General features: G+C 60.6%; 11 protein-coding genes and 1 pseudogene. 5 read left to right on the plus strand and 7 right to left on the minus strand.

Annotated elements, in window-relative coordinates; translation table 11 throughout:
- Positions 1 to 54: 54 nt before the first annotated feature.
- From eprS to MME58_RS27885, 3 genes and pseudogenes are all read right to left on the minus strand, one after another.
- Positions 55 to 3,060 (minus strand): autotransporter serine peptidase EprS, encoded by a 3,006-nt coding sequence (gene eprS / locus MME58_RS19170; protein WP_055004840.1) that lies wholly within the window; start codon positions 3,058 to 3,060, stop codon positions 55 to 57.
- Positions 3,061 to 3,566: 506 nt separating this feature from the next.
- Positions 3,567 to 4,601: a methyl-accepting chemotaxis protein gene (locus tag MME58_RS19175; RefSeq protein ID WP_411741100.1), complete on the minus strand. Its 1,035-nt coding sequence runs from the start codon at positions 4,599 to 4,601 to the stop codon at positions 3,567 to 3,569.
- A gap of 249 nt (positions 4,602 to 4,850) precedes the next feature.
- Positions 4,851 to 5,132 (minus strand): annotated as a pseudogene (locus MME58_RS27885) (PAS domain-containing protein); the annotation flags it as partial.
- Between the two features lie 248 nt (positions 5,133 to 5,380).
- On the opposite strand from MME58_RS27885, the gene MME58_RS19180 reads away from it, so the two are divergent.
- Positions 5,381 to 5,731, plus strand: a complete 351-nt coding sequence (locus tag MME58_RS19180) for a topoisomerase DNA-binding C4 zinc finger domain-containing protein (RefSeq protein WP_054984330.1) — start codon at positions 5,381 to 5,383, stop codon at positions 5,729 to 5,731.
- Positions 5,732 to 5,767: 36 nt separating this feature from the next.
- Here MME58_RS19180 and MME58_RS19185 read toward each other — a convergent pair whose 3' ends face one another.
- The 3 genes from MME58_RS19185 to recQ all read right to left on the minus strand — a co-directional run bounded on the left by MME58_RS19185 (position 5,768) and on the right by recQ (position 10,719).
- On the minus strand, positions 5,768 to 7,966 hold the full coding sequence (locus MME58_RS19185; protein ID WP_054984329.1) for a motility hub landmark protein FimV: 2,199 nt from the start codon (positions 7,964 to 7,966) through the stop codon (positions 5,768 to 5,770).
- Between the two features lie 95 nt (positions 7,967 to 8,061).
- On the minus strand, positions 8,062 to 8,496 hold the full coding sequence (locus MME58_RS19190; RefSeq protein WP_054984328.1) for a MarR family transcriptional regulator: 435 nt from the start codon (positions 8,494 to 8,496) through the stop codon (positions 8,062 to 8,064).
- Between the two features lie 93 nt (positions 8,497 to 8,589).
- On the minus strand, positions 8,590 to 10,719 hold the full coding sequence (recQ, locus tag MME58_RS19195; protein WP_055004841.1) for a DNA helicase RecQ: 2,130 nt from the start codon (positions 10,717 to 10,719) through the stop codon (positions 8,590 to 8,592).
- 176 nt (positions 10,720 to 10,895) lie between these two features.
- Here recQ and MME58_RS19200 point away from each other — a divergent pair, with 176 nt between their 5' ends.
- The 3 genes from MME58_RS19200 to MME58_RS19210 all read left to right on the plus strand — a co-directional run bounded on the left by MME58_RS19200 (position 10,896) and on the right by MME58_RS19210 (position 12,308).
- Positions 10,896 to 11,483, plus strand: coding sequence for a UPF0149 family protein (locus MME58_RS19200; protein ID WP_055004842.1), 588 nt, complete (start codon positions 10,896 to 10,898; stop codon positions 11,481 to 11,483).
- A gap of 10 nt (positions 11,484 to 11,493) precedes the next feature.
- Positions 11,494 to 11,895 (plus strand): YbaN family protein, encoded by a 402-nt coding sequence (locus MME58_RS19205; RefSeq protein WP_055004843.1) that lies wholly within the window; start codon positions 11,494 to 11,496, stop codon positions 11,893 to 11,895.
- 170 nt (positions 11,896 to 12,065) lie between these two features.
- Entirely contained in the window at positions 12,066 to 12,308 is a 243-nt protein-coding gene (locus MME58_RS19210) for a hypothetical protein (protein ID WP_147479843.1), read from the plus strand.
- 53 nt (positions 12,309 to 12,361) lie between these two features.
- Here MME58_RS19210 and pap read toward each other — a convergent pair whose 3' ends face one another.
- Entirely contained in the window at positions 12,362 to 13,858 is a 1,497-nt protein-coding gene (gene pap, locus MME58_RS19215; protein WP_055004845.1) for a polyphosphate:AMP phosphotransferase, read from the minus strand.
- A gap of 162 nt (positions 13,859 to 14,020) precedes the next feature.
- Here pap and mnmC point away from each other — a divergent pair, with 162 nt between their 5' ends.
- Positions 14,021 to 16,018, plus strand: a complete 1,998-nt coding sequence (gene mnmC / locus MME58_RS19220) for a bifunctional tRNA (5-methylaminomethyl-2-thiouridine)(34)-methyltransferase MnmC2/FAD-dependent 5-carboxymethylaminomethyl-2-thiouridine(34) oxidoreductase MnmC1 (protein ID WP_055004846.1) — start codon at positions 14,021 to 14,023, stop codon at positions 16,016 to 16,018.
- Positions 16,019 to 16,022 lie beyond the last annotated feature (4 nt).

Genomic DNA, 16,022 nt, shown 5'->3' on the forward strand with positions numbered 1-16,022 from the left:
ATCTGCATGCGCGTCGTTCTTTTTGGTTTGGGTTTGAGTTGGGTACTGCCTGGGTTAGAACTGCCAGTTAAGGCTCAGGCCAACACCATGACTTTTTTCACGGCTGGCCAGTTGGCCGCTGTAATCGAGGCTGATCCTCGCGTCCTTGCTCAGCGCAACGCTGGCGTGGGCGCCGACCAGTGCAGCATCGCGGACCAGTGGCGAGCTTTGGATGCCGAAACTGCCACCACCCGAGGCAAATGCCAGGTGCTGCTCGGAGTCGGTGTCGCTCAGATTGCGCTGCCAGCCGAGGCTGCCCGACAGGTCGACCTTCTGCCATTCGGTGATCGCGATGGTTTTCAACGCCCGTAAGCCGAGGGTGCTCAGCACGGCATCACGGTTATCGCTGCCGGCAGACAGCGCCGCCGCATCACCCTTCTCGGTGAAGCTGTCGGTATTGAGGTGGACGTAGGCCAGGTTGGCGAACGGCTCGAGGGTCGCAGGCTGCAAGTGGATGCGGTACGCCGCCTCGGTGAACACTTGAGTGCTCTGCGCGTCGTGTCTGGTTTTCTCCTTGCCCGCTGCGCCGCCGACCTGCACGTCGCGTTGCGCATCGATGCGATGCCAGCTGTGCGCGCCGCCGAGGGTCAGGCGCAGTGCGCCGATTTCGTGGCCGATGTAAGCACCCAAATGGTAGCTGTCCACCGAAGCCCGCGAATGCGTGCCCGAGCCCATATTCAACGAGCTGTCGCTGTAACCCGCGACAACGCCCAGGCGCGTGTCGTCGGCAATGTTGCCATCGACCCCGGCAAGCAGCCCGCCAATCGAGGTGGTGTAACCGGCGGTATCGTCACGCGAGTCGGTTTTGCCCCAGGCACCCAAGGCCTTGAGCCAGACGTTGTCTTGGGCAGCGGTGTTGCCATCGGTGCCGAACACGCTGGACCCCAGACGCTCACCCACTGCATCACGGACCTGACGGCTGTCATTGATCAGCACACTGCCGATGGCCGGGTAGATCTCGCCTGACAGATGCTGAGAGCTGTCCCGGGCAGCAGCTGCGCTTTGAGTCAGCAACAGGTTTTCGTACACCGCGTTGCCTGCGCCAAGTTGTTCGGCGGCAGTCGCCACAGCAGCCTGGTTGGGGGTTTGCGCCACGCTGTTGAAAGCGGACGTTTGCTCGACATTAAGCACGACGCCGGTGGCTGCGTAGTCGAGTCGACCACCCAGAAACGCGTAGTTTGAAGTCACTGAACCGAACTGGCCGTTCACACCACTGGCGGCTTGCAGCACGTTGTACTGCCGGTTTACGACGCTTTGTATCGGTGCAGAACTCAAGGCCACCGGCGTCGCGTTCTCCAGCGCCAGGGTCATGTTTGCGCCTGACACCGTTGCGCTGCCGGTGGCGACGATGCGGTCACTGGCCGTCGGTGAAAGCTCCACGGCATAGGTCGACCCCGGCTCAAGGGCGACATCGCCATTGACCTGCAACGTACCGATGGAATTGCCCGGCGCGACGATACCGCCGCTGCCCGCCGTCAGTCCGCCGATCTGGCCATTGCCACCCAGTGTGCCGCCGGCGTTGACCTGCACGGCTGAAACCAGCGAGCCGTTGACTGACAGCACTCCGCCGTTGATCAGTGTGTCGCCCCGGTAGGTGTTGGTGCCTTCAAGAATCAGGCGGCCTGCACCTGACTTGATCAGGCTGCCCTGATACTGGCGTTGCGCAGCCGCGGCGGCGCGCGCAGTGCCCGTTGCATAATCGGCCTGATCCTGCTGGCTGGCGGTGCTGGCAACACCGTTCTGCCAGCCTTTGCTGATCAGCGTCTGCTGCCATGCGGCTTGCTCGACGGTGTCCTCGGCCTTGCGCTGAATCAGCGCCTGATCGGAAATATTGTTACTCCACACATCAGTCAGACCCGCGCCCAGATTGGCGTCGAAGGTGCCGAGCAATTGGCCGGGACCGCGCATTGCCCGCTCAAGATCGGCCACGCCCCAGCCAACGCTGCTGGTCGGTGCCTGAGTAATCGAGCCATCGAGCTGGGTGGCGGTGGTCAGCAATACCTGCAGCGCCTGCTCGTTGTTCATATACGGGAAGCGCTCCATGACCAGCGCCAAGGCACCGGTAGCATGCGGTGCAGACATCGAAGTGCCCGACTTGATGCCGTAGCCGCCGCCAGGCACGGTGCCGTTGATCAACCGCCCCGGCATGGTGATGCACCAGTATCTGGACAGGCCGCACTGGTTGTAACGCTGACCGTTGCTGCTGTCGAGGCCCGACACGGCCAGCCAGTGGCCTTCGAGGTCTGGCTCGAAATACGGCAGCGATGCCCGGACGCTGGCATTGGCGTACCCGGTGTTACCTGCGCTGAACACATTGATCACGCCCTTGCGCGAGACGTTCGCCGCTTCGTCCAGCCAGGTGCCGCGGTTGTAGTGCTGGGCATAAGCAGCGCGCACGCCCGCCTCGGTGGCGTAGGTGACGTCGGACGGCTGGCTGCCCCAGCTGTTGTTGATGGCGCGTACTCCGGCATCAGCCAGTGCGCTGTACACCGCCTTGAAATACTGCGGGTCCGGGCTCGGGCCGAACAGGAAACTGTCGTTCTGGTTGGTGTTGCCGACGTAGACCTGCGCGTTGTACGCCACACCGTGCACGCCGACACCGTCACGGGCCGCGCCCATGGTGCCGGTGACGTGGGTGCCGTGGGTATCGTTGTTCGGGTTGATGGCACCCGTGACGCTGAAGGGCGAACCGTCAACGTAGGTGCCGCTGGCAGTGACCGCGTGATAGCGGGACGGCGTGGCTTCCGGATGGGAAGGGTCGAAACCCGAGTCCAGCGCACCGATCCTGACGCCTGCGCCAGTGATGCCGGCAGCATAGGCGTGATCAGCCTGAATGCGACCCAGGCCCCAGTCACTCTGGAATTCTGCCGAGCGCCAACTGGCAGCATCGCCCACTTTGCCTTGCTCGACATAGCCTGCGTATGCAGAACAGCCGACTGTAAAAGACAACGCACACAGCACACCGCTTGCTACAGGTTTAAACGAATAACGGACAGCACCCGAACGCTTGGACTTTCGCATCCCTGCACACCTGATAATGGTCGGCTCTTCATTGAGCGATTCCAGAACATAGTCCGCAGTTATGCACTTGACAACCGTTTTATTTCAATTCTGATACAAGTTTAAGGACATAAGGATAATGCATCACTGGATATATAGCTCAGTGATATCCGATTGAATCTATTGAGTTTTTTTTGTTTTTTGATATGGAGAAAACTGAATTGAGTAGTGGCTATTTAGTTGCACTGCACCTTCTTTTATTCAGTTTTTAGCCGATACCTTCAGCAACTTCAGTTAAGAGACTTATTTATTCAGACAGCAGAACAATTGTCCGACAATAACTGACAGTTACCTAAATGGAGTTTGCCTGACTGCAAACAGATGATGCAGAGCGTCATGAACTGCATGCCCACGCGGAGCGATGGGCACGCTAGGTGGTGGAGTCGGGATTTGTGTAAACACACACAGGCTTAATACACCCGACTCTCGTTACCACGCTCCGGACGCTCTGCGTCGTCTGCGCATGCTTAGCGACTGAATCGCTCGGCAAGGCTGTGCAGGTACTGCGCCATTTCTTCCAGTTCGCCACTGATCTGAGAGCCTTGCTGCGCCTGGCTGGCGCTCTCGTCGCAGAGTTGCGCGATACGGGTAATCTGCTGGCTGATGTTTTCCGCTACGTGGCTCTGCTCTTCGGACGCCGAGGCCATTTGCTGGCTCATGCCGGTGATGCGCGTCACCGACTGGCTGATGCCGTCCAGGGCCTTCTGCACCGCTTCGACGCTGGCAACGCTTTCCTGAGAGATTTGCTCACCTTTGCTGGCGGTCTGTACCGCACGGTCGGCACCGTCACGCAACGAGGTGATGATCTGCTGGATCTGCTCGGTCGAGGACTGTGTGCGAGAAGCCAGCGAGCGAACCTCATCGGCCACCACTGCAAAGCCACGCCCCTGCTCGCCGGCGCGGGCCGCTTCAATGGCTGCGTTGAGCGCCAGCAGGTTGGTCTGTTGGGCGATGGAGGTGATCACGTCGACCACGCTGCCAATCGACTGAGTGGCGCTGGCCAGCTCACCCACAGCGTTGCCGATGTCAGTAACCGAGTTGGCCATGTGCCGAATCGCCAGCAGGCTTTCGTCGGCCAGACCGCGGCCTTGTTGCGCCAGCTTGTCGGCTTCTTCGGCAGCGTGGGCGGTGTTCTGTACGTTGTGGGTCACTTCCTGAATGGTCGCTGCCATCTGATTGATAGCCGTGGCCGATTGATCCGCCTCGCTGCGCTGCTGATCCAGCGACTCGGCCTGACGCAGGGACAACTGCGCTGACCGCCCGGCATGCTGACGCACGCTTTCGCCGGTGTCCGCAAGACGCGTCAACGCGGTTTGCAGGCGCGCTTCTTCACTGAGCATGGCCAGGTCGAGCTGCGCCTGTGGGCCACGGTTGTCGCTGTAGGTCAGCGCAACCAGCGCGCTGGTGAACGCCTTGGGATGTTCTTCAAGGGTCTTGCGAATGCTGTTGCGATGACGCACTTCCAGAAAACCACCCAGCACAGTCAATACAATCGGAATCATGATGATCGAGGCCAGGTCATCCAGCAGATAAACCCCGACTGCCAGCGCAAGCGCACACAGAATCATCGGCAACTGACGAATCAGGTGATAGACCGCCGTGCTGGTTGTCGACACTGACGATTTACCGGCGCGCAATCGCGCATATAACGCTTCTGCCCGGCGAACCTGGTCGCGGGTCGGCAACGAGCGAACGGACTCGTAACCAACGACACGGCCGTTTTCGTACACTGCTGTCACGTAGGCACTGACCCAGTAATAGTCGCCCTGCTTGGAGCGGTTCTTGACCACGCCCATCCACGGCTTGCCCTGCTTGATGGTCTCCCACATATGGGCGAACACCGAAGCAGGCATATCCGGATGGCGCACAAGATTATGCGGCTGCCCGATCAGTTCTTCGCGGGTGAAGCCGCTCAGCGTGACGAAGGCGTCGTTGCAGTAAGTGATGTGGCTGTTCAGGTCGGTGGTGGAGATGAGGCGTTCAGATGCCGGAAAAGTCCGTTCAGTCTGCGTGATGGGCATGTTGACGCGCATTAAGAATTCACTCCGTGATAATGCTTGATATGCCGGGCGTGTATTGAAGGTGTAGCACACCTTTCAAGATGACATCCGGCAGTCCTCGTGCCCTGTTATCGCCCACAAAAGACAGGGCTTTAGCGTCAGGCGGGCGTTAAACCGATTGCGGCCCGGCAGGCGGGCACGATTGTGTGCAGGGATTTGCTTCGTAACGAGGATGTCTGCACCATGCCGCCCCTGAACGCGACACGACTCAAGGCACCCTGATGGCACGCAAAACGACCTCTGCTCTGGCGGCACTCATCCGCACCTTTCGCAGGCTATTGACGGGAGTTGCCGGCAAGGCAAAGGACCAGCAAGCGCAGACGGTGCCCGGCGAACCCGCATCACACTCGCCGCCCCTGCGAAAGCCTGTCGAGACCGGCACCGCCAAACGCCCGGAAAAGCCTCGCGAACCGGCTCTACCGAAGCCGGAAGCAAAGCCCACACCACCCGCGTGCCCGCACTGCAAGAAACCGATGGTGATCAAGGTCGCGCGCACCGGCAAGAATGCCGGTGAGTTCTGGGGTTGTGTGGCGTATCCGCAATGCCGCGGGATCCGACCGATCTTTCGTTAGCTAAACGCCAGACCGGCGCCCATCAAAAACACCGGTTCAACTGATACCCGCCAGCAGCTCACGCGCCATGCGCCGATGCTCTTCGTCGGACTCGGCAATGACCTGTTGCAGGATTTCACGAGCTGACTCGAGGTCGCCCTCCTCGATCAGCACCTGCGCCTGATTGATCTGGCTGAGCGGTGGTTCCTCAAGGTCCAGCAGGTCGAACTCTGCGTCATCGCTCATGAAGCTGTCGAGGAAGTCGTCGCTCAAGTCGTCAACGGCCGCTGGCGCTACCACTTCGATCGGCTCAATGACATCGGGCTCGGAAAAATCGCTGAGGAACTGTTCATCCGAGAGTTCGAAGACTTCCGGCAGTTGAGTCAGGTCCGAAGAGAAACCGGGATCGACCTCGGCAGGCGCAGGCTCCGCAACCGCTGGCTTGGGCCGTGGCGGCGGACTGTCGAATGGATCGACCAGATCCCAGTCGGCGTCCATCGACAGGTCATCCAGGTTCAACTGAAACTCATCGGCGTGCTGCGGATTCAGTGCCGCTGCAGCCGTTTCATCCAGCTGCGCCGCGGGTTCAGGCTCCAGGTCGGGTTGCAGGTAGGCAGCCGGTTCAGGCTCGGTCTTCTCGAACGACACGGCAGTAGCCGCGGCCGCAACCACCGGAATGACAGGCGTCGCAGGCGCAACTTCGGCGGCCTTGAGTTGTGGAAAACGGTCGCGGATGTCCTGAATGGTCTGCGGGTCGACACCATGCTCCAGCGCGGATTGCTCTTCACGCACGAAACCGCTGCCGTCCCCCTGCTCCGCCAGCAATTCCAGCAAGCGGATGCGAATGTCATCGCGCTCGGGCTGCTTTTCCAGGGCGCTGCGCAGAATGCCCATTGCCTCGGTAAAACGTCCGTAGGCGATGTAAATACTGACGCCGTCCAGCGCATCCGGAACAGCACCAGCCGGACGTTGCGTAGCCGCTGCCTTGGCGGGTGCCGGTGTCGGTGGCGTCTGGGGCACAGGCTGCGGCGCGACGGCAGGCACTTCGAACACCGGAAGCATGGCCGCCTGAGCAGGCTTGATCAGTTGATCGTCCGCGGCAGAAGCGGCAAAAGCAGGCGCAGCGGACTGTTTGCGCTGGCGTCGTCTCGAATAAACCAACGCGGCAAGCAGAAGCATAATCAACACGACAGCGAGCAAGATCGGCAGGCTCAGGAATGAATCGCTACTCGGCGTAACAGCGACAGCGGGCTGCACAGGAGTGGCTGGCGGCGTGGCAGGTGCGGCAGGTCGGGCGGCGGATTGCGCAGCGGCAAGATCACTGCGCAACGCGGTAATCTGCTTGTCCTTGCCGCTCATCTGCTCTTGCAGTTCCTGAGTCTGGGCCTTGAGCGCTTCCAGCGATTGAACCAGTTGCTGGTTTTCGATGGCCGCCGCCGACAGTTGCTCGGCGGTGCGCTGCAGCTCGGCAGGCTGGGGTGGCGGCGCAGCCGGGCTGGCAGCCGCCGCCGCAGCGGTTGGCAAGACAGCGGAATCGGGCAGCAACAGGTCCTGGCCGACTTTCAGCCCGGCACCGGCACCCGCTGCGAACACCTGCGGATTGAGCAGACGAATACCGTCCGCCAACTGGCTTGCCGAAACCTTGTTGCCTGGCCCCTGCAAACGGCTGGCAATGCCGTTCAGCGTATCGCCGTTGGCGACCGTGTAATGCTTACCCTGCACGGCGGCCGGTGGCGCGACCGGCATGCGGCTTTCCTGTGCGGAAGCCGTCATTCGCTGGGAATTGCGGCTGCGCGTAGCGGCCAGTCCTTGCGCCGACGTGGCAGGATCGAGCAACAGCGTGTACTCGTGCAGCAAGTCGCCATTCGGACGCGCCAACTGAACGAGAAAGCTCAGGTAAGGTTCGGTAACAGGTTTGCTGGAAACCACCCGGATGACGCCGCGATCGCCTCTCAGCACAGGGGTGAAGCGCAGGTCATTGAGAAAGAACACCCGCTCTATGCCTGCCTTGGCAAAAGCCTCGGGTGAAGCGAGCCTGGCGACAACGTCTTCGTTGCTGAGACCGGCGGTCTCCAGCAGCTGGATCTCGGCATTCAACGGCTGATTAAGCGCTGAGTGCAAAGTGATTTCACCCAGGCCCAACGCTGACGCCAGCGTAGAGCAGGTCAGCAATGACGCCGCCATGACACTTTTGCAAAAAACCGCGCACGCCCTGCGACCTGCACCTTCGACAGCAGCCAGTGAACTCTTCAGCATGCGAACCCTTATGGAAACCACAGCAGGCTTCTCACGTAATCAGATGGACTTCAGTATCCGTTGCACGATTATGGTTGAGAATGCCCGGCTTCGTCTCAGGATCTTTCCAGATTGGCCAGAATCTGCGAATGCACGCGCATGCTGACGCGCAAATCTTCTTCGCTCACGCCCTCGAACAGCTCGATACGCAACACATTGGCGATGGTTTCAATCTTTTCGATCAGGGGCAATGCGGTCTCGCTAAGCAGGATCTTTTTTGCACGTCGGTCTTCGACCACTGCCTGACGCTGAACCAGACCCTGTTTTTCAAGGCTGTCGAGCAAACGCGCCAGGGTCGGTCCTTCAACCCCCACACTCTGCGCCAGCTCGCGCTGGGTGGGCGGCTCGTTGAAGCGGGCAAGGTGCAACAGGACCAGCCAGCGAGCCTGGGACAGACCAAGGTCGGCCAGCCGACGATCCAGCTCGGCGCGCCAGCCCCGGGTGAGGTGTCCGAGTTGCATCCCGAAACGATGTTCATCAGTCAATGGCATAAGGAAACTCATGATTCAAACTAATTATTAGCGAGCTAAGCATGGTCCTTATGTTCAGGCAAGCAAGAGACGGTGACGTTTCGTCGCACGCTGTTATACCTCAAATTCCGATTGCAGCGCCGCTCGGACGCAATACAGAACGCCCTCCGGCACGCGCCCGGCAAACTGCTCGGCAATCGCCGACACCGGGGGCAGTTCTCCTTCGCCATCGAGAAAGGCATCCTGAACCTCGCCCAGCAGGTCTTCCGGCAAATCCAGTGCCTGCTCGATGGACAACTGCTGCTTGCCGATAGCCTCGGCCAGCAGGGTGTAAACGTTCTTTTCCGAGCACTGCAACTGACCGGCAATCTGCGTCGGTGTCATCCCTGCACGCGCCAGGCTGATCAGCTCGTGCCGCACGTCGGCCACCACCCGTGGTGCCTCGGCCTTCCCACTCAGCACTTCGAGAAAGGCCTCGCCGTAGCGTTCCAGCTTGCGCGCACCCACCCCTCCGACTCTGGCCATCTCGGCCATCGAACCGGGTTTGCTGCGCAGCATTTCCAGCAATGTCGAATCCGGGAAAATAACGTAAGGCGGCACGGCGTGCTCTTCGGCCAGCTTGCGCCGCAACGCGCGCAGGGCTTCCCACTGCTCGCGCTCTTCGCCGCGCACCAACTGGCTGGCCTGGCTGCCGGAACTGCTTCTCGAGGTGGTTTGTGGCTTGAGATCACGTCGCAGTTCCAGAGAAACCTCGCCACGCAACAAAGGGCGGCAGGTGTCGCTTAGCCGCAGGCCGCCATAGCCTTCAAGGTCGATGTCCGCCAGCCCGCGTGCCACCAGCTGGCGAAACAGCGAGCGCCATTCGGCCTCGGTGCGCGCCTTGCCGACGCCGAATACCGACAGATGCTGATGGCCGAAGCTTTCTACCTTGTCGTTGGATTTGCCGAGCAGCACGTCGACCAGATGACCGACCCCATAGCGCTGACCGGTGCGGTAGATGGCAGACAACGCCTGGCGTGCTGGTTCGGTGGCATCCCAGGTCTGCACGCCGTCGACACAGTTGTCGCAATGGCCGCACGGGTTGGGCATGTCTTCGTCGAAATAGGCCAGCAGGGTCTGCCGACGGCAGCGGGTTTCTTCACACAGGGCCAGCATGGCATCGAGCTTGTGCTGCTCCAGCCGCTTGTGACGCTCGTCGCCTTCGGAGTTCTGCAGCATCTGCTTGAGCATCAGCACGTCTTGCAGACCGTAAGCCATCCAGGCATCGGCAGGCAGACCATCACGCCCTGCCCGGCCGGTTTCCTGATAATAGGCCTCAAGCGATTTGGGCAGGTCCATGTGCGCGACAAAGCGCACGTTGGGTTTGTCGATGCCCATGCCGAACGCGATGGTTGCCACCATGATCAGCCCTTCCTCGTTGAGAAAGCGTTTCTGGTTGGCAGCACGGGTTTCGGATGGCAGGCCGGCGTGATAGGGCAACGCCGGATAGCCGTTGTCACTGAGAAATACGGCCACCTCATCGACTTTCTTGCGTGACAGGCAATAGACGATACCCGCATCGCTGCGCCGCTCCGACAGGAATGCCAGCAATTGTTTGCGTGGCTGTTCCTTGGGCACGATGCGGTAGAAGATGTTGGGCCGGTCGAAGCTGGACAGAAAACGCTCGGCGTTTTGCAGGTGCAGCCGAGTGACGATCTCTTCGCGGGTACGCTTGTCGGCAGTGGCCGTCAGCGCGATGCGTGGCACATCCGGGAACAGCTCGGCCAATTGCCCCAGTTGCAGGTATTCTGGGCGGAAGTCATGACCCCATTGCGACACGCAGTGCGCTTCGTCGATGGCAAACAGGGCGATCTTGAGGTTTTGCAGGAACGACAGCATGCGCGGCTGGACAAGACGCTCGGGGGCCAGGTAAAGCATTTTGACTTCACCCAGACGAATGCGGTTGGCCAGATCGCGCTGCTGCTCGGCGCTGAGGGTCGAGTTGAGTGCAGCCGCAGATACGCCCAGTTCATCCAGCGTGGCCACCTGATCGTCCATCAGCGCAATAAGCGGCGACACGACCACACACAGACCGTCGCGCAACAGCCCGGGCACCTGGAAACACAGGGACTTGCCACCACCGGTCGGCATCAGCACCAGTGCATCGCCACCGTTGGCTACACGCTCAATAATGGCACCCTGGCGACCACGAAAGCTGTCGTAACCGAAGATGTCTTTAAGTACGCGTTGTGCCTGCTCAAGCATAAAAACCCCGGAATATCCTGCTGCACTGCAAAACGAGGGAGTATACCCGAGCGCTCGGGAGCAATGGATGACTCGGACATGAGCGGTCGAAATTAACTGCAATTGGCCTGCGCGCTGGCGCCACGGACGCTCAGGGCCTAGAATCCAGCATCGTTTATTTTCAAGGTAGCGCTTCCATGTCCTTCGCTGAGCAACTGACCCGCCTGCAAGTCTTCCTCGATGCAGATGAACTGCACGAAGAAGCACTGGACTACGTGGCCGCTCATGGCTACCTGACCGCCCTGTCCATCTGCTCCGAAGACGTGCCGGAGCGCGAGTGGATCGACGCGCTGTTTTCCGAGCCGCCGCAGTACAGCAGTGAGGCGCAGCAGACAGAAGTCGAAGCCACCCTGATTGCACTGAAGGCGCATATTGCTCGCCAGCTGGCCTCGGACGAAGAGTTCGAGCTGCCGTGCGATCTGGACCTGGGCGACGATCCGGACGACTCGGACCTGCGTGGCTGGTGCATCGGCTTCATGGAAGGCGTGTTCCTGCGTGAAAACGCCTGGTTCGAAAGTGCCGAGGAAGAAGTCAGCGAAATGCTCCTGCCCATCATGGTCGGCTCGGGGCTGTTCGACGAACAGCCGGAATTTGCCGACATCGCTCAGGACGCCAACCTGATGGACGACATGATCGTGCAAATCCCGGAAGCGCTGACCGCCCTGTACCTGCTCTGCCAGGCGCCGGACGAAAAGCCGGCGATCCTCAAGCCCCGTCACCACTGAGCCAGCGCCTATGGCGCAAGACTCACCGCGCACCAGCCGTCATCGCTCGGTGCGCTATCTGCTGATAGCCGTTGGCTGGTTGAGCGTGGTATTGGGCGTCATCGGCATATTCCTGCCTGTGCTGCCCACCACGCCGTTTCTTCTGCTGGCCGCCGCCTGCTTCGCGCGCAGCTCTCCACGCTTCTACGACTGGCTGGTCAATCACCCGCGGCTCGGTCCGTGGATCCGTGACTACCTTGAAGGCAACGGTATCCCGCTCAAGGGCAAGGTATGCGCAATCGGGCTGATGTGGATCAGCATCTCCGTGTCGTGTTACCTGGTGCAACAGCCGTGGGCACGCGCCTTCATGCTGACCAGCGCAGTGCTGGTCAGCGTTTATATTCTCAGGCAAAAGACGCTGCGCAAGCGTTGACCGCGATTGCTGTATCCCGCCTGAAACACGTGTTCTTTTTGCATAACGCCTATGCGAAAACTGTCTGAGGCTTTGTAGAAACTCGCTTAGGCTTCAGTGAAATGCCCTGAATGGATCAAGGCAGATGGTGCGCCATTGTCTGGCTGCTCAGCCTCTTCAGGGAGAAAGTCATGCGTGATCTGAACCCGCTCTACAGCGCAGTCCTTCAGGCAGTGGAAGCCATGTCGCCCATTGCCGAAGACGCCCGGCAGCCGGACAGCGTGACTCACTCCGGTCAGGACGTACCGGCCCCACATTGCACATCACGCTTGCATCAATGGGTGAATGGCAATTTCGAGGCACCTGATGAGCCGGCAGTCTCTGAAGTGTCCGACGAAGCGGCTGCCAGCAGCCCTGCAGATGAGCCGCAATAGGTCTTTCACCCCGCAGTGCATTCAGGATGCCGTCAGCGCGGTTTTGCAATCGATCACTTCTTCTTGTCCCTGGCAAACGCCGCTTCCAGCGCGTCGTTGAGGGTGCGCAGAACCTTGACTCTGGCCCAGCGCTTGTCATTGGCCTCGATCAATGTCCACGGCGCAATTTCAGTGCTGGTGCGATCCACCATGTCGCCCACCGCCTGGCGGTAGTCTGGCCACTTCTTGCGGTTGCGCCAGTCATCTTCGGTGATCTTGTAGCGCTTGAACGGTATTTTTTCGCGCTCTTGAAAGCGCTCCAGCTGAGTCTGCTGGTCGATGGCCAGCCAGAACTTGACGACCACAATGCCCGCGTCAGTGAGCTGCTCTTCGAAATCGTTGATTTCTGCATACGCGCGCTTCCAGTCGGACTCGCTGCAAAAACCCTCGACCCGCTCGACCAGCACCCTTCCGTACCAGGAGCGATCGAAGATGGTGAATTTGCCGCGTGCCGGTATCTGTCGCCAGAACCGCCACAGATAAGGCTGCGCGCGCTCATCCTGTGTCGGAGCAGCGATGGGTACGATAGCGTACTGGCGCGGGTCGAGCGCCGCAGCAACACGGCGTATCGCGCCGCCCTTGCCAGCAGCGTCGTTGCCTTCGAACACTGCTACCAGTGCATGCCTTTTCATGCGTTTGTCACGCATGTTGCCGGACAGACGCGCCTGCTCGGTAATCAGTTGCTGCTGATAGTCATCCTTGCTCAGGTGCAGGCTGAGGTCGAGACTGTCCAGCAATGTCAGTTCGTTGTCGTGAATCGCCAACGGGCCGACCGTCAGCGCGCCGGGTTCAGGCTCGACCTTGTTGATTGCAGCCTGCATGCCTTCCAGCAGCAGGCGTCCGACTGTCAGGCTGCGGTAGTTGGCGTCCACACCCTCAATCACATGCCAGGGCGCATATTCGCGGCTGGTGCGGCGCAACACCCGCTCACCGAAGCGCACGAACTTGTCGTAAGTCTTGGATTGCTGCCAGTCCAGCGGGCTGATGCGCCAGCTGTGCAGCGGATCGTCCTTGAGGGTCTTGAGGCGCAGCTTCATCTGTTTTTTGGACAGGTGAAACCAGAATTTGAAAATCAGCGCGCCTTCATCACAAAGCATTTTTTCCAGGCGCTCGGCGCCACTGATGGCCTGATCGAGCACAGCGTCCTTGAAACGGCCGTGGATCCTGCCCTGCAGCATCTGGCTGTACCAGTTGCCAAAGAAAATGCCCATGCGGCCTTTGGCAGGCAGTTGTCGCCAGTAACGCCAGGCGGGTGGATGAGCCAGTTCTTCATCGGTCTGCTGATCGAAAGTGCGTACCTCGATCAGCCGCGGGTCCATCCATTCGTTGAGCAGTTTGACGGTTTCGCCCTTGCCTGCGCCTTCTATGCCGTTGATCAGCACGATGATCTGTCGACCGGCCTGCTCGTGCAGGTCTATCTGCGCCTCGAGCAAGGCCTCGCGCAATTCCGGCAACGCAGCCTCGTAGGTCTCGTCGTCGATGGCGTGACCGATTTCAGCGGATTCAAACATGCACAACTCCTGATTGGGGATGGCTCAGAGAACGCCCGATGGACAACCCTCAGTGAACATTCTGACCACCGATTGCGGGCATCGGTCAATCCGCGCGCCAGTGATCGCACTTTTATCCTCGCAGATGGCTAAAATGCGCCCTCTGCCACCGCTGAGCCTGACATGACCATGACCCGCCACGCCCGGATAGACTGGGACGAACAAGGCAACCCGCGCTCCCGCGATTTTTCCGACGTGTACTTTTCCACCGAGTCCGGTCTGGACGAGACGCGCCATGTGTTTCTGGTGCAGAACGACCTGCGTCGGCGTTTCACCGAACTGTCCGAAGGCGGCAGGTTGATCATTGGCGAAACCGGCTTCGGCACCGGGCTCAATTTTCTCTGTGCCTGGCAACTGTTCGATGAGTGCGCGCCTGCCGGCGCGCGCCTGCATTTCGTCAGCGTCGAGAAGTACCCGTTGAGCCGCGACGACCTGCAGCGTGCCCTGGCCCTGTGGCCGGAGCTGTCGACGTTCGCTCAGCCGTTGCTCGACCAGTACGTAGCGCTGCATGAAGGCTTTCAGCGCCTGCTATTCGCTGACGGCCGCGTGACCCTGACACTGCTGATCGGCGATGCGCTGCACATGCTGCCACAGCTGGACGGGCAGATTGATGCGTGGTTTCTCGACGGGTTTGCGCCGGCGAAAAACCCGGAAATGTGGACGCCCGAGCTGTTTGCCGAGTTGGCGCGCCTGTCCACGTCCACCACCACGATCGGCACCTTCACCAGCACCGGCTGGGTGCGGCGCTCGCTCAACGCAGCAGGCTTCAAGATGAAGCGGGTGCCGGGTATCGGCCATAAATGGGAGGTGCTGCGCGGCACTTTTATCGCCTGGCCGGAAGGTGTTGCGCCTTCTGTTGTCGTTAAACCCTGGTTTGCCCGTCCTGCGCCAGCGAGTGGCGAGCGCAAGGCGCTGGTGATTGGCGCAGGGCTGGCAGGATGTGCCACGGCGCAGAGCCTGGCGCAACGGGGCTGGCAGGTAAGCCTGCTGGAGCGCCATGCCGCACCGGCACAGGAAGCCTCGGGCAATCCGCAGGGCGTGCTGTACCTGAAACTGTCGGCGCACGGCACGGCGCTGTCACAGTTGATCCTCAGCGGCTTTGGCCACACACGAAGGCTGCTTGAGCGATTGCAGCGTGGCATCGACTGGGACGCTTGTGGCGTGCTGCAACTGGCTTTCGACGGCAAGGAAGCGCTACGCCAGAAACAGCTGACCGATGCCTTCCCCGAATCACTCCTGCACCTGCTGGACCAGCCTGCGGCCGAAGCGCAGAGCGGCGTTGCGCTGAACAGTGGCGGGCTGTTTTACCCCGAAGGCGGCTGGGTTCATCCGCCTGCGTTGTGTCACGCACAGGCCGGGCACGAAAATATCCGCCTGATCACTCATCAACAGGCACTGGAACTGAGGCGTGTCGATGATCAGTGGCAGGCTTGGGGTAACGAACGGTTGATCGACAGCGCCCCGGTCGTGGTGCTGGCCGGGGCAGCTGATATCCAGCAGTTCACGCAGACGGCCGATTTGCCGCTAAAACGTATCCGCGGGCAGATCACCCGTTTGCCGCAGACTCAGGCCAGCGCGGCATTGCGCAGCGTGGTATGCGCCGAGGGTTATGTGGCTCCGGCACGTCTGGGCGAGCATACGCTCGGGGCGAGTTTCGACTTCAACAGCACTGATCTGACGCCCAACCTGACCGATCATCTGGACAATCTGGAGCTGTTGCGGGAGATTTCGCAAGACCTCACTGCACGCCTTGAGGCCGCCGATTTGGCAGCCGAACAATTACAGGGGCGCGCAGCGTTTCGTTGTACCAGTCCGGATTATTTGCCGATCGTCGGTCCGCTGGCCGATCGCGAGGCGTTCATGCAGGCCTATGCAGCACTGGCCAAGGATGCGCGCCAGGTGCCGGACATCGCCTGCCCGTGGCTGGATGGCCTGTACGTCAACAGCGGTCACGGTTCGCGCGGGCTGATTACAGCACCGCTGTGTGGCGAGCTGATCGCCGCCTGGCTCGACAACGAGCCTCTGCCCTTGCCACGCAGCGTGGCCGAAGCCTGTCACCCCAACCGCTTTGTCCTGCGCGGGCTGATTCGCGGCAAGGGGAAGCAGGCTGCTGGTCACTGAAATC

It is taken from the genome of Pseudomonas syringae pv. tagetis (genome assembly GCF_022557255.1).
GTDB lineage: Bacteria > Pseudomonadota > Gammaproteobacteria > Pseudomonadales > Pseudomonadaceae > Aquipseudomonas > Aquipseudomonas caricapapayae.

Excerpts from the sequence above, each read along its gene's own strand:
- eprS (WP_055004840.1), bottom strand. The coding sequence starts at position 3,060 with ATGCGAAAGTCCAAGCGTTCGGGTGCTGTCCGTTATTCGTTTAAACCT.
- MME58_RS19175 (WP_411741100.1), bottom strand. The coding sequence starts at position 4,601 with ATGATTCCGATTGTATTGACTGTGCTGGGTGGTTTTCTGGAAGTGCGT.
- MME58_RS19180 (WP_054984330.1), top strand. The coding sequence starts at position 5,381 with ATGGCACGCAAAACGACCTCTGCTCTGGCGGCACTCATCCGCACCTTT.
- MME58_RS19185 (WP_054984329.1), bottom strand. The coding sequence starts at position 7,966 with ATGCTGAAGAGTTCACTGGCTGCTGTCGAAGGTGCAGGTCGCAGGGCG.
- MME58_RS19190 (WP_054984328.1), bottom strand. The coding sequence starts at position 8,496 with ATGCCATTGACTGATGAACATCGTTTCGGGATGCAACTCGGACACCTC.
- recQ (WP_055004841.1), bottom strand. The coding sequence starts at position 10,719 with ATGCTTGAGCAGGCACAACGCGTACTTAAAGACATCTTCGGTTACGAC.
- MME58_RS19200 (WP_055004842.1), top strand. The coding sequence starts at position 10,896 with ATGTCCTTCGCTGAGCAACTGACCCGCCTGCAAGTCTTCCTCGATGCA.
- MME58_RS19205 (WP_055004843.1), top strand. The coding sequence starts at position 11,494 with ATGGCGCAAGACTCACCGCGCACCAGCCGTCATCGCTCGGTGCGCTAT.
- MME58_RS19210 (WP_147479843.1), top strand. The coding sequence starts at position 12,066 with ATGCGTGATCTGAACCCGCTCTACAGCGCAGTCCTTCAGGCAGTGGAA.
- pap (WP_055004845.1), bottom strand. The coding sequence starts at position 13,858 with ATGTTTGAATCCGCTGAAATCGGTCACGCCATCGACGACGAGACCTAC.
- mnmC (WP_055004846.1), top strand. The coding sequence starts at position 14,021 with ATGACCATGACCCGCCACGCCCGGATAGACTGGGACGAACAAGGCAAC.